The organism is Neoroseomonas marina (genome assembly GCF_012927745.1).
GTDB classification, from domain to species: domain Bacteria; phylum Pseudomonadota; class Alphaproteobacteria; order Acetobacterales; family Acetobacteraceae; genus Neoroseomonas; species Neoroseomonas marina.
Genome location: NZ_JABBKX010000013.1, coordinates 37,477 through 50,410, shown reverse-complemented (window position 1 = coordinate 50,410; position 12,934 = coordinate 37,477). Strand labels below are relative to the sequence as shown.

The following is a 12,934-nucleotide window of genomic DNA, read 5'->3' as shown; positions in this document are numbered from 1 at the left end:
AGAAGCGTGCATGACCGACCTCGCCGGCCAGGTCGCGATCGTCACCGGCGGCAGCCGTGGCATCGGTGCGGCCATCGTGCGCGCCTTCGCCCGGGCCGGCGCCGACGTCGCCTTCTGCCACCTCGACGACGCCGAGGGCGCGGCGGCCGTCGCCGCGGACCTCGCCGCGCTCGGCCGCCGCTGCCATGCCGAATCGCTCGACGTCGCCGATACCGCGCGGCTGCGCGCCTTCGTCGCGGCCGCCGAAACCGCGCTCGGTCCCGTCGACATCCTCGTCACCAATGCCGGGATGAACCTGCGCGGCGCCTTCGAGACGCTGCCGGAGGAGACCTTCCGCCGCATCCTCGACGTCCATTTCATGCACACGGTCGTCGCCGCGCAGGCGGTCTATCCCGGCATGGCGGCGCGCGGGCGGGGGCGGATCATCACGATCTCCTCGCAACTCGCCTTCAAGGGCTCGCCCAACCTGACACCCTACACGGCGGCGAAGGGGGCGATCCTGTCCTTCACCCGTTCCCTCGCGCTCGAAGCGGCGCCGCGCGGCGTGCGCGTGAACAGCATCGCCCCTGGCCCGGTCGACACCGACCTCACCCGGTCCCGCGGCCCCGAATGGCGCGCGGCGATCGAGGCGGCGCTGCCCGCCGGGAAGCTCGGCCGCCCCGAGGACATCGCCGCCACCGCGCTGCTGCTCGCCGGGCGCGGCGGCGACTTCTATGTCGGCGCCTGCCTGTCGCCGAATGGCGGGGACGTGATGCACTGATGCAGATCCGCAGCATGACGCGCGAGGACCTGGCCCTCGCCCTCGACTGGGCTGCCGCCGAGGGTTGGAACCCCGGCCTCGCCGACGCCGCATGCTTCCACGCGGCGGACCCGGACGGCTTCCTGGTCGGGGAGGTCGACGGCACGCCGGCCGGCTGCGTCTCGGCCGTGCGCTATCCGGGCGGCTTCGGCTTCCTCGGCTTCTACATCGTGCGTGCGGAATTCCGTGGCCGCGGCCATGGCATGGCGCTGTGGCGGGCGGCGATGGCAAGGCTGCAACCGGGCGTGGTCGGGCTCGACGGCGTGGTGGCGCAGCAGGCGAACTACCGGACATCCGGCTTCACCCTGGTCCATCGCAACGTCCGCTACGGCGCGGCCGCGCCTGTTGCGCCACCGGTCGAGGACGCGCCGCCGATCGTCGCGCTTGCCGCGATCCCCTTCGCGACACTCGCGGCCTACGACCGCCGCTTCTTCCCCGCCCCGCGCAACTCCTTCCTGCGCGCCTGGATCACCGCACCCGGCCATGTCGCCGTCGCGGCGACCGGTCCTGCCGGCCTGCTGGGCTACGGGGTCCTGCGTCCCTGCCGGGACGGATCGAAGATCGGGCCGCTCTTCGCCGAAACCCCGGCGGCGGCCCGCGCGCTGTTCTCTGCGCTGCTCGACGCCGCCCCGCCGGGTCCCGTCTTCCTCGACCTGCCCGAGCCCAATGCGGACGCCATCGCCATGGCGACGGCCGCCGGCATGGCCCCGGCCTTCGAGACGGCGCGCATGTATGCCGGCCCCGCGCCGGACCTGCCGCTGGTGCACATCTACGGCATCACCACCTTCGAACTCGGCTGAGACTCGGCTGCGCGGTTGACCGGCTTCACGCGCCGGGGCTAGCCCTGCGGCCGCGCCAGACGAGGGATGCCGCGACGATGCACGACCAGACCAGCCGGCGGCTTCGCACGCTCCGTCGCACCGGCCTCGCGCTCCTCGGCGCAGCCCTGCTGGCAGCGCCGCCGGCGCTCGCCCAGCGCGCGGCACCGCCCCCCCAGCCGGCGCAGGCAAGCCCCGCGGCACCGTTTGCGCTCGACCTCGCGGATGCCGCGCTGCTGCCGCCGCTCGCGCTCGGCGCGACCGTCGACGTCGATCTCGGCCCGGGCCAGTCGGCCTTCTTCCGACTGCCGGAGGCCGGCGGCGACGTCATCGCGCAGACCCGGCGCCTGGCGCGCGGGACCGATACGGTCATGGCGCTGCTCGATGCCCAGGGCCGCATCCTGGCGGAGGACGATGACGGCGGGGACGAGACGCTCGCCTCGCGGCTCGAGGTCGCGGCGGATCAGGGTGGCCCCCTCTACCTGCGCGTCGGCATTCTCGAGGATGCGGCCGGCCGCTTCGAACTGGTGCTCGAGGCCGCGCCGCCCGTGGATCCCTCGGCCCCCGCCCGAACCCTCGCCGAAGCGGCGACGCGGCCCGAACTGATCGTGGGGCAGGCTGTCTCCGTCACCCTCCGGGGCCGGCAGGAGGCCTATTTCCGGCTCCCGGCCGCGCGCCAGGACCTGGTTGCGCTGACACGCGCCCTGCAGCCGGGCACCGACACGACCCTGACCCTGCTCGATGCCAACGGCCGCGACATTGCGGAGGACGACGACAGCGGGGAGGAAAACCTCGCCTCGCGCGTCGAGATCCCGGCCGGCCAGCGCCGCCCGGTCTTCCTCCGCGCCCGGTCGATCGCCGGCGGCGCCGGCGTCTTCGAGGTCGTGGTGCTGCCCGACACGACCCCGGCCACGCCGCCCTTCCCGCGCAGCCTGCGCGAGGCATCGGCCGCGCCCGCGCTCGAGGTCGGCCAGTCCGTGTCGCTGCTGCTCCGCCGCGGCCAGGCGGCCTATTACCGGCTGCCCGATGGGGACATCGCGGTGCTGACCCGCAACCTTCGCCGCGGGGCCGACACCGTCCTCTCGCTGATCAATGCCGAGGGGCAGGAGATCGCGGACGACGACGATGGCGGCGGCGGCCTCGCCTCCCGCCTCGAAGTGCCGGCCAGCGAACGGCGGCCGCTCTTTATCCGGGCGAGCCTGCTCGGGGATGCGACGGGCGGCTTCGATCTCGTGGTCGAGGCGGATGCTTCCTCGGGCGCGCCCGTGCCGTTGTCGATCGCGCAGGCGCTGGCCGCGCCGCCGCTGGAACGCGGCGTTCGCGTGCCGGTCCGCCTGCGGCGCGGCGAGGCGGCGGTCTTCCGGCTGCCCCCTGGTGACCATGTCGCGGTCACCGAGAACCTTCGCGACGGCACCGACACCGTGCTCGAGATCATCGACGAAGCGGGCCGCGTGCTGGCGGAGGACGACGACGGCGGGGACGGCCTGGCATCGCGCCTGGTCGTGCCGTCGGACCGCAAGGGCAACCTGTTCCTCCGCGCCTCCGTCATCGGCTCGGGCGCCGGTGCCTTCGACGTCCTGCTGACGCCGTCGCGCGGCCGCTGAGACGGGTCAGGGCGCCGAGCGGCGCAGGCGGCTGACGTCGAAGCCTTCCCGCCGCGCGATGGCGACGGCGGTCGTGTAGTCGGCCGTCGACATCGCCGCGTCGCGCGAGAGGATCCACAGGTAGTCGCGGTCCGGCGCCCCGACGACGGCCCACCGGTAGTCCGGGTCGAGCCCGATCACCCAGTAGTCCCCGTAGAAGGGCCAGAAGAACGACACGCGCAGCCGGTCATTCGTCGGCGCGGCGCTGTACGCGACGCCGTTCGCAACCTTCTCCCGCCCGTTGTCGAGCGCATTCCGGCAGCGGTTGACCACCTCCAGCTTGCCATCCGACCGCAGCGTGTAGGTCGCGGTCACGCCTTCGCAGCGCAGCCGCGCATTGTCCTGGAAGGAGGTCGGGAAGCGCGCGACCTCGTGCCAGGTGCCGGCATAGCGCTGGAGGTCGACGGACCCGACCGTCCGCGGCGTGCCGGGACCGGGTTCGGTCGTGCAGGCAGCGGCGAGCAGGGCGAGGGCAGCGATCCCCAGGCGCATGTCAGTCTCCCGGTATGGTTCCGGGCGGCAGCGTGGCCACATGGTCCAGCACCCCGCCCGCTGTGGTGATCCAGACAACGCCCCGGCACGCGGAAAGATGCGTCAGGGCGCGGCGCAACGGTCGCAGCCGATGCGGCTGGCCGACCAGATAGGGATGCAGGGCGATGCCCATCACCTGCGGCAAGCCGTCGCGCACCTGCCGGAGCCTTTCCTCGAAATCGTCGACGATCATGTCGGCGAACTGCGAGGCGGCATCCTTGCGCGCGACGATCGCCGGGACGTCGTTGATCTCCTGCGGGTAGGGGATGGCGAGCAGCCGGCCGCTGCTCGTCCGCATCCAGATCGGCGCGTCGTCAGCGCACCAGTTGAGCGTGTAGGCGTAGCCGGCCTCGGCCAGCAGGTCCGGCGTCGCGTGGCTCTCGGCGATCCAGGGCGACAGCCAACCGCGCGGTGCCCGGCCCTCGTGCCGCAGGATGGCCGCCGTGCTTTCGGCGATCAGGCGACGCTCCTCCTCCTCCGGCAGGACGGATTGCCGCTCGGAATTGGTCCGTCCATGCCCCGCGATCTCGTCGCCCCGCGCGCGATGGGCGGCGACGAGCGCAGGCGCGTAGTCGTACATCGCGCTGTTCAGCAGCACGGTCGCCGGCAGGGCGAATTCGTCCAGCAGCTCGATCAGCCGCCAGGCACCGACGCGATTCCCGTAGTCCCGCCAGGCGAAGTTCAGGACGTCGGGGTGGGGCCCTCCCGGCGCCAGCTCCGCGCCCAGCCCCTCCCCGAAGGCGAAATGCTCAAGATTGACGCCGAGATAGACCGCGAGACGCGCATCCCCCGGCCAGGCATAGGCGCGGCGGGTCGGCCAGGGGTGGTAGTCGTAGCGCCCATGGGTCGGCAGCATCGTATCTCTCCTGCAACGCCCCTGATGGGGCTGACCTGCCGTTCCAGCAAGACGGGGGCCGTGGCGGTGCGGCGGGCTTTCGCCTAAGAGAGCGGCATGGCTTCCCCACCGCGGGGCGTGGAGGCCGGTGCCGCGCAGCTCCTCCGCCGGGAAGCGCGCACCGAGCGCGCCCGCCTCCTGGCTCCGATCCTGCTCGGTCTCGGCATCGCCGCCTGCGGCGTTGCGCAGGCCTGGCTCATTGCCCGCCTGCTCGCGACCCTGCTGGGGCGGGCCGACGCCGGCTGGGCCGACCTCGCCGCGGCGGCGGTCCTCGCCCTGCTGATGGCGGCTTTGGGCGTCGCGCAGGAACGCGCCCAGGTCGCGGCCGGCGAGGACGCCAAGGCGCGACTCCGCGCCGCCGCCTTCGGCCGCCTGCTCGCCGCCGGCCCAGCCGATGACCGCGCGGTCGGCGAGAAAAGCGCCCTCGTCGTCGAGCGCGTCGAGGCCCTGGAAGGCTACTTCGCCCGTTGGCTCCCGGCCGCCGCGCTCGCGGTCCTGGGCCCGCTGCTCGTCGCCGGTGCGGCCGCCGTCGCCGACCCCGTCAGCGGCCTGATCCTGCTCGGTGCCGGGATCATGGTCCCGGTTGCCCAGGCGATGAGCGGCATCGGCGCGGGCGCGGCCAGCCGCCGCCAGTTCGCCGCGCTGCAGCGCCTGTCGGGCCGCTTCCTCGACCGCATGCGCGGCCTGCCGACCCTCGTGCTGTTCAACCAGCAGCAGGCCGAGGCCGGCCGCCTGCGCGAAGCCGCCGAGGAACTGCGCGTCCGCACCATGCGCGTGCTGCGCGTCGCTTTCCTCTCCGCGGGCGCAATGGAACTCATCGCGGCGACGGCGATCGCCTCGCTCGCCTACCGCCACGGCCACCTCGTCGCCGGCACGCATCCGGCCCCGGTCGCGGCGCTGTTCACGCTGCTGGCGGTGCCGGTCTTCTTCCAGCCGCTGCGCGCCTTCGCCGCGGCCTATCACGAACAGCTCGCCGCCCGCGGCGCCGCGGCCGACCTCGCCCCGCTGCTCGAGGGCGAGGAGCCCACCGGCCTGCTGCTCGAGGAAATCCCCCCCAAGGTCACCGTGACCTTCCACGAGGCCCGGCTGACCTACGATCCCTCCCGCCCGCCGGCGCTGGACGGCCTGTCCTTCCGCGTCCTGCCGGGCGAGACGCTGCTGCTGACCGGCGCCTCGGGCTCCGGCAAGACGAGCGTGCTGCGGATCCTGATGGGCTTCCGCCGCCCCGATGGCGGGCGCGTCGCCATCAACGGCCACGACATCACCTTGCTGAAGCCCGCCGAACTCCGCCGCCTCTCCTCCTATGTCGGCCAGCGCGCGCACATCTTCCGCGCCACCATCCGCGAGAACATCCGCTTCGCCCGCCCCGATGCCGACGACGCCGCCATCGAAGCCGCCGCGCGCGCGGCGCAGGTGATGGATTTCGCGGCCGACCTGCCGCAGGGTCTCGACACGCTGGTGGGGGAGGGCGGCTTCGGCCTGTCCGGTGGCCAGGCCCAGCGGGTCGCGGTCGCGCGCGCCTTCCTGCGCGACACGCCCCTGGTGCTGCTCGACGAACCGACCTCTCATCTCGACCCGGGCACCGAGGCGGCCGTGCTCGATGCGCTGCGGCGGCTCTGCGTCGGGCGGACGGCCATCGTCGCGACCCATGCGCGGGCGGCGCGCGGGTATTTCGGCCGCGTCCTGGAAATGTCGGGCGGCCGCGCCGTCTCGGACCGGATGGCGGGGAACTGATGCGTCGCGACCTCTTCCGCGTCCTTGGCCTGTGGCAGACGCGCCGCGTCTGGCTTGTCGGCGGCCTGCTGGTGGCGGCGCTCTCAGCCCTGGCGGGCGTCGCGCTGCTGGCGCTGGCCGGGCGCGTCGTGGCCGGCGCCGTCGCGCATGGCCAGAGCGGTGCCGTGCTGCTGGCTGGCGGGGCGCTCGCCGCGCTGCTCTGGCTGCGCCCGGTCATGCTGTTCCGCCCCGTGGCGCGCTACCTCGAACGCCTGGTCACGCACGAGGCGACGTTCCGGGCGCTCGCCGACATGCGCGTCTGGTTCTTCTCGCGCCTCGCGGAGCGCCTGCCGAGCGGCCTCGGCCTGCGTCACGCGGGCGACCTGCTCGGGCGCCTGGTCGCAGACGTCGAGTCGCTCGACGGCCTCTATCTGCGGGTGATCGTCCCCGGGACGGCGGCGCTCGCGGTCGTGCTGTCGCTGGCGCTCGTCATCGGCGAGGCGGAACCGGCGCTCGCGGCGGTGCTGGCGCTGCCGCTCATCGCCGCGCTGTTGTTGCCGCTGCTGCTCGCTCCCGCCGCCGCGCGCGCCGGTGAGGCTGCCGCCGGGGCGCAGGGCGCGCTCCGCGCCGCCGTGGTCGACCCGCTGACCGGCATCGAGGACACCCTCGCCGCCAATGGCGAAGCGCGCGCCGCCGCACGCGTCGCGGCGGAGGGCGCGGGGCTTGCCGCCGCGCAGCGGGCGCTGTCGCGCCGGGCGGCCGTGGGTGGCGCGGCGGGCTCGCTGCTCGTCCAGGCTGCGCTGCTCGGCAGCCTGGGCTGGGCCATCACGGCCGGCCCCTCGGGTGCGACGGCCGGGCTGATGGCGGTCTTCCTCGCCATCGCGGCCTCCGAGGCGCTCGGCCTCATGCCACGCGCCGGGGCCGCGCTCGCGGCAGCCGGGGCCGGCGCGCGGCGCCTTTTCGAAGCCGCCGACACGCCCGAACCCGTCCCCGATCCGGCCGCGCCCGCAGCGGCGCCGTCCGGCCATGCCCTCAAGGTGACCGGCCTGCGTTTCGCCTGGGCCGACGATCGCGGCCTGGTCTTCGAGGACCTCGAACTCGACGTGCCCGAAGGCGCCCGGATCGCGCTGCTCGGCCCCTCGGGCACCGGCAAGTCCACGCTGGCCGCGCTGCTGCTGAAGTTCGCCGCACCGCAGGCCGGGCGGATCACGCTCGGCGGTGTCGATATCGCCTCGCTGCCGGCCGCCGAGGTTCGCCGTCGCATCACCTGGCTGACACAGGATGCACGTCTGTTCGACGATACCATCGCGGCGAACCTGCGCCTCGCCGCGCCGGGCGCGACCGATGCCGAACTCTGGCGTGCCCTCGACCGCGCGCAGATCGGGGACCTCGTCCGGTCGCTGCCGGATGGGCTGCAGACGCTGTGCGGCGAAGCCGGAACGCGCTTCTCAGGGGGACAGGGGCGGCGCCTGGCCCTCGCCCGCGCGCTGCTCTCGCCCGCCTCGGTCCTGATCCTCGACGAACCGGCCGCCGGCCTCGATGCCGATACCGAACGCGCCTTCCTGCAGACACTGGACGAAGCGACGGCCGGCCGCAGCGTGATCCTCATCCTCCATCACCTGATCGGCGTCGAACGCCCCACCCGCATCCTGCGCCTTGCCGGGGGACGGGCCATCCCGGCCACCGGCTGAGGGGCGTTCAGGCCGGCGGCTTGGCGCCGCCGATCGGGATGCGGTTCGTCACCGGTTTCGCTTCGGGCGGCCGCTCCAGCGTCACGGTCAGCACGCCCTTGTCGAAGCTGGCGCTCGCCCTGGCCGGGTCGGCCGCCCAGGGCAGGCGCACGCTGCGGCGGAAAGCGCCATAGCTGCGTTCCGACAGGTGGAATCCGCCCTTGTCCTCGGCCGTCTCGCGGCGCTTTTCACCTGAAAGCGTGAGCAGATCGCCTTCCAGCGACAACTCGACATCCTTCTCCTCGAGGCCCGGCAACTCGGCCGTGATGACCAGGCCCGTGTCGGTGTCCTTCATCTCGAGCGAGGGCGCGAAGCCGCCGGCCCTTGCCAAGCCGCCACCCCCACCGAACATCTGGTCAAACACCCGGTTCACTTCGCGCTGTAACGTTCCAAAGAGATCCGGCGAAGACCCGGATGGAGACATGGGAATACGCGAGACCATGACGTCATCCCTCCTGACGAAAGGGCCCACCGGGTCGTCACCCGGCCTGGCCGGATGCTTCGCATCTGGGCATCGGCATGCCCGCCTGCATGGCCCCGGATCAATCGGACCGGACACCGCTGCGTGACGGGTCTCGTTCCCGCCGCGCCCAAGCGGCTCGATCCCTCCAAGTTCCAGGACCCCGACGTGACGTCCAAGGGTGAGCGACGTGCCGTCGTTGCCTTCACCGGCCTCCGGACGCTCTGGGTCAACACCGGTACGCTCTGCAACATCACCTGCCGCAATTGCTACATCGAGAGCAGCCCGCGCAACGACGCGCTCGCCTTCATCGCGGCGAAGGAGGTCGCGGCCTGTCTGGATGAGGCCGCCGCGCTCGGCACGCCACTCGAGGAGGTCGGCTTCACCGGCGGCGAGCCCTTCCTCAACCGCGACCTGCCCGCCATGCTCCGCGACGTGCTCGGCCGTGGACTGCGTGCGCTGGTGCTGACCAATGCCATGAAGCCGATGATGAACCACGCGGCGGCGCTGCTCGACCTGCGTGCCGCGTTCGGCGACCGGCTGACGATTCGCGTCTCGCTCGACCACCACGAGGCCGCCCTGCACGACCTCGAACGTGGCGAGGGCACCTTCGACAGGACGATGGAAGGCCTCGACTGGCTGTCGCGGCACGGCTTCGGTCTCCACGTCGCCGGCCGCGCCGCCTTCGGCGGGGCGGACGAGGCCGAGATGCGCCGCGGCTATGCGGCGCTCTTCGCCGCCCACGGCATCCCGGTCGACGCCGCCGATCCGGTGGCCCTGATGCTGTTCCCCGAGATGGACGCCGAAGCCGACGTACCCGAGATCACCGAGGCCTGCTGGGGGATCCTGCGCAAATCGCCCGACAGCATGATGTGCGCCTCGGCCCGCATGGTGGTGAAGCGGCGCGGCGCCGCGGCACCCACGGTCGTCGCCTGCACCCTGCTGCCCTACGATCCCGCTTTCGAAGTCGGCGCGACCCTTGCCGAGGCGTCGCGGCCCGTTTCGCTCAACCATCCGCATTGCGCGACATTCTGCGTCCTCGGCGGGGCCGCCTGCTCGCGCTAGAGGCCTCGACTCACGGTTGACGACACAGGCCCCTTCGCGCGACCAAGAAGGGCCTTCGAACCGGAGTCGATCCCCGATGCGCCGCCGCTCCCTCTTCGCTGCCGCCCCCGTCCTGCTGGCCGCCGCCTGCGCGAATGAGCCGGCGTCGCCGGCCATCACGGTCTTCTTCATGGAAGACAGCGCGACGCTGAACCCGGAGGCGCAGGACGTGGTGAAGGCCGCCGCCCGTCGGGCGACCTCCGCCACCGGTCCGGTGACGGTGCTCGGCTTTGCCGGCCCCGCCGGTGGCGCGGCCTACAACCGCGCCCTGTCCGAGGCCCGTGCGCAGCACGTGGCCGACCTGCTCGCCGCCAACGGCGTGGCGCGCGATCGCATCCGCATCGTGCCGCGCGGCCCGGTGCCGTTCCAGGACATGCCGACCGAAAGCCGCCGCGTCGAGATCCGCATCGCCGGGTGATGGACCTCCTGGAGGACCCTCCGGAGGTCCTCCGCCGGGTCTTCGGCTACGAGGCCTTCCGGGGCCGGCAGGAGGAGATCATCCGTCACGCGACCGCGGGCGGATCGGGTCTCGTTCTCATGCCGACCGGTGGCGGCAAGAGCCTCTGCTTCCAGGTGCCGGCGCTCTGCCGGCCGGGTGTCGGCGTCGTCGTCTCGCCCCTCATCGCGCTGATGGAGGACCAGGTTGCCGCCCTGCGCCAGCAGGGCGTCGCGGCCGCGGCGCTGCATTCCGACCTGCCGCCGGACGAGGCGCGCGCCGTGCTGCGCGACCTGCATGGCGGGCGGCTGAAACTGCTCTACGTCTCGCCGGAGCGACTGACGCTCGACGGCACGCTGCAGCGGCTGGACGAGATGCCCATCGCACTCTTCGCGGTGGATGAGGCGCATTGCGTCAGCCAGTGGGGCCATCACTTCCGGCCCGAGTATCGCGGCCTCGGCGTGCTGGGCGAACGCTTCCCCGGCGTGCCTCGCCTGGCGCTGACCGCGACCGCGGACCCGCGCACGGTCGAGGACATCCGCCTCCAGCTCGACCTCACCGAGGCGCCGGTCTTCCGCGCTTCCTTCGACCGGCCGAACATCTTCGTCTCGGCGGCGCCGCGGGACAGCGAGCGCGGCCAGCTGCGCGCCCTGATCCGCGAGGTCGGCGGCTGCGGCATCGTCTATTGCGGCAGCCGCGCCAAGACCGAGAGCACCGCCGAATGGTTGCGCGCCGACGGCCATGACGCGCTCGCCTTCCACGCGGGCATGGATGCGGGTGCGAAGCGCGAGGCGCACCGCCGCTTCGCCCGCGGCGACGACGTCATCATGGCCGCGACCATCGCCTTCGGCATGGGCATCGACCGGCCGGACGTCCGCTGGGTCGCGCATCTCGACCTGCCGCGCAGCCCCGAGAGCTGGTACCAGGAGATCGGCCGCGCGGGGCGCGACGGGCTGCCCGCCCGCGCGTTGCTGCTGTTCGGCGCCGGCGATATGGCGATCGCCCGCCACCGCATCGCCGAAAGCCCCGCGAGCGAGGAGCAGAAGCGCGTCGAGCGCTCGCGCCTCGATGCCATGATCGCGATCGCCGAGGCCGCGACCTGTCGCCGCGCCCTGCTGCTGCGCTGCTTCGGCGAGGAACCCGCATCCGACGACTGCGGCGCCTGCGACGTCTGCCGCACGCCGCCCCGGATGTTCGACGGCACGGTGGCGGCGCAGAAGCTGCTGTCGGCCGTGGTGCGGACCGGCCAGCGCTTCGGCGTGGGCCATGTGGTGGACGTGCTGCGCGGCCGGCTGACCGACAAGGTCGCGCAGTTCGCCCATGACAAGCTGCCGACCTTCGGCGTCGGCAAGGACCTCAGCGACAGCGCCTGGCGCGGCGTCGCGCGACAGCTCGTCGCGCGCGGGGCGCTCGACGTCGCGGTGGAGAACCACGGCGAGCTTGTCGCCACGGAAGCCGCGCGTCCCGTCCTGCGTGGCGAGACGCCGGTGATGATGCGGCAGGAGGCGGTCCAGCCGACGCCGCGTCGCGGCGGATCGGCCGAGGCGCGCGTGGGGTCCGACGATCCGTGCTTCGAAGCGCTGCGCCTCTGGCGGCGCGGCGTCGCGCAGGAGCAGTCGATCCCGGCCTATGTCGTGGCCGATGACCGCACCCTTGCCGGCATCGCGGCGCGGCGGCCAACGACGATCGATGCGCTGCTCGAGGTGCCGGGGATGGGGCGGTCGCGCGTCGAACGCTACGGCGCGGAGATCCTGCGCATCCTGCGGGAGGTCTGAGCGACCTGCGTCACGCGGCGGCCCGGCGCCATGAAGTCGCGCATGGGTGGCGGGACGCCGTGCGCCTATGGTGCCGCCACCAACCGGAGGGGGCCGCCATGCGCCGATCGATCCTGCTTGCCACGACCGTCGTCACGCTGCTCGCCGTCGGCCCGGCGCGGGCGGACGATGTCGCCGATGCGATCACCGAGGCGCAGCGCGCCTATCAGGGCGGGCGTATCCAGGCAGCGCAGACGGCGCTGCAGGAAGCGCTGCAGCTGCTGGCCCAGCGCGCCGCAGCCAACCTTGCCGCCGCGCTGCCGGATGCGCTGCCGGGTTGGACGGCCGAGGAGGCGAGCTCCTCCGCCACGGGTGCCGCCGGATTCTTCGGCGGGGCGAACGCCTCGCGTCGCTACACCAATGCGCAGGATCAGTCGGTCGAGATCCAGGTGATGAGCGACAATCCGATGATCGCGCAGCTCGGCGCGGTGATGTCGAACCCGATGCTGGCCGGGGCGATGGGGCGGCTGGTGCGGATCGGCGACCAGCGCGCGATCCAGGGCACGGACGGCAATGTCCAGATGCTGGTGGACAACCGCATCCTGGTGCAGGTGCAGGGCGACGCGCCCGCGGAGGCGAGACTCGCCTACGCGCGGGCGATCAACGTCGCCAAGCTGGCCGGGCGATAGCGCCCGGCGCAGCGATCAGGCCTCGGCCTTGTGGGGGATTTCCTTTTCCGCGAGCAGGGTCGCCAGCTCGCCGGACTGGAACATCTCCATGACGATGTCGCAGCCGCCGACGAACTCGCCCTTCACGTAGAGCTGGGGGATCGTCGGCCAGTTGGTGAAGGCCTTGATGCCCTCGCGGATCTCCATGTCCTCGAGGACGTTCACGCCTGCGAAGGGCACGCCCATGTGGCTGAGGATCTGGACGACGCGGGCGGAGAAGCCGCACTGCGGGAAGACCGGGGTGCCCTTCATGAAGAGCACCACGGGGTTCTCCGTGACGGTGGCCTGGATGCGGTCGAAGGTCGGGTTGGACATCGGGTCGG

13 protein-coding genes are annotated in these 12,934 nt (G+C 73.0%); 9 read left to right on the top strand and 4 right to left on the bottom strand.

The annotated features are described in order from the left end of the window. Positions 1-10 precede the first annotated feature (10 nt). The 3 genes from GWK16_RS23690 (at position 11) to GWK16_RS23680 (ending at position 3,221) form a co-directional block, all read left to right on the top strand. Complete coding sequence (locus GWK16_RS23690; protein ID WP_170056451.1) at positions 11-760, top strand: SDR family NAD(P)-dependent oxidoreductase; 750 nt, start codon at positions 11-13, stop codon at positions 758-760. Next, positions 760-1,599, top strand: a complete 840-nt coding sequence (locus GWK16_RS23685) for a GNAT family N-acetyltransferase (RefSeq protein ID WP_170056450.1) — start codon at positions 760-762, stop codon at positions 1,597-1,599. The genes GWK16_RS23690 and GWK16_RS23685 overlap by 1 nt, the downstream gene beginning before the upstream one ends. 77 nt (positions 1,600-1,676) lie before the next feature. After that, positions 1,677-3,221 carry a hypothetical protein gene (locus tag GWK16_RS23680; RefSeq protein ID WP_170056449.1) on the top strand — a complete coding sequence of 515 codons (1,545 nt, stop codon included), beginning with the start codon at positions 1,677-1,679 and terminating at the stop codon, positions 3,219-3,221. Positions 3,222-3,227: 6 nt separating this feature from the next. Here the strand turns inward: GWK16_RS23680 and GWK16_RS23675 are convergent, their stop codons facing one another. Then, positions 3,228-3,752 (bottom strand): lipocalin family protein, encoded by a 525-nt coding sequence (locus GWK16_RS23675; protein WP_170056448.1) that lies wholly within the window; start codon positions 3,750-3,752, stop codon positions 3,228-3,230. Position 3,753: 1 nt separating this feature from the next. Further along, positions 3,754-4,647, bottom strand: a complete 894-nt coding sequence (locus GWK16_RS23670; RefSeq protein WP_170056447.1) for a polysaccharide deacetylase family protein — start codon at positions 4,645-4,647, stop codon at positions 3,754-3,756. Positions 4,648-4,743: 96 nt separating this feature from the next. Between GWK16_RS23670 and cydD the strand changes: the two genes are divergently transcribed. Further along, complete coding sequence (gene cydD, locus GWK16_RS23665; RefSeq protein WP_170056446.1) at positions 4,744-6,420, top strand: thiol reductant ABC exporter subunit CydD; 1,677 nt, start codon at positions 4,744-4,746, stop codon at positions 6,418-6,420. Continuing rightward, positions 6,420-8,090: a thiol reductant ABC exporter subunit CydC gene (cydC, locus tag GWK16_RS23660; RefSeq protein ID WP_170056445.1), complete on the top strand. Its 1,671-nt coding sequence runs from the start codon at positions 6,420-6,422 to the stop codon at positions 8,088-8,090. Before cydD ends, cydC begins: the two co-directional genes overlap by 1 nt. Positions 8,091-8,097: 7 nt before the next feature. On the opposite strand, the gene GWK16_RS23655 is transcribed toward cydC, so the two are convergent. Next, a complete protein-coding gene (locus GWK16_RS23655; protein ID WP_170056444.1) occupies positions 8,098-8,571 on the bottom strand; it encodes an Hsp20/alpha crystallin family protein in 474 nt (157 codons plus the stop codon). A 123-nt stretch (positions 8,572-8,694) separates the two neighbouring features. On the opposite strand from GWK16_RS23655, the gene GWK16_RS23650 reads away from it, so the two are divergent. The 4 genes from GWK16_RS23650 to GWK16_RS23635 all read left to right on the top strand — a co-directional run bounded on the left by GWK16_RS23650 (position 8,695) and on the right by GWK16_RS23635 (position 12,572). Beyond that, positions 8,695-9,654: a radical SAM protein gene (locus GWK16_RS23650; protein ID WP_338144552.1), complete on the top strand. Its 960-nt coding sequence runs from the start codon at positions 8,695-8,697 to the stop codon at positions 9,652-9,654. Positions 9,655-9,730: 76 nt separating this feature from the next. Then, the gene (locus tag GWK16_RS23645; protein ID WP_170056442.1) at positions 9,731-10,111 is read left to right on the top strand and encodes an OmpA family protein; all 381 of its coding nucleotides are present in this window, start codon (positions 9,731-9,733) and stop codon (positions 10,109-10,111) included. Further along, on the top strand, positions 10,111-11,904 hold the full coding sequence (recQ, locus tag GWK16_RS23640) for a DNA helicase RecQ (protein ID WP_170056441.1): 1,794 nt from the start codon (positions 10,111-10,113) through the stop codon (positions 11,902-11,904). Before GWK16_RS23645 ends, recQ begins: the two co-directional genes overlap by 1 nt. Positions 11,905-12,002: 98 nt before the next feature. Then, a complete protein-coding gene (locus GWK16_RS23635; RefSeq protein WP_170056440.1) occupies positions 12,003-12,572 on the top strand; it encodes a hypothetical protein in 570 nt (189 codons plus the stop codon). 15 nt (positions 12,573-12,587) lie between these two features. Here the strand turns inward: GWK16_RS23635 and grxD are convergent, their stop codons facing one another. Then, on the bottom strand, positions 12,588-12,926 hold the full coding sequence (gene grxD, locus GWK16_RS23630; RefSeq protein WP_168043992.1) for a Grx4 family monothiol glutaredoxin: 339 nt from the start codon (positions 12,924-12,926) through the stop codon (positions 12,588-12,590). Positions 12,927-12,934 lie beyond the last annotated feature (8 nt).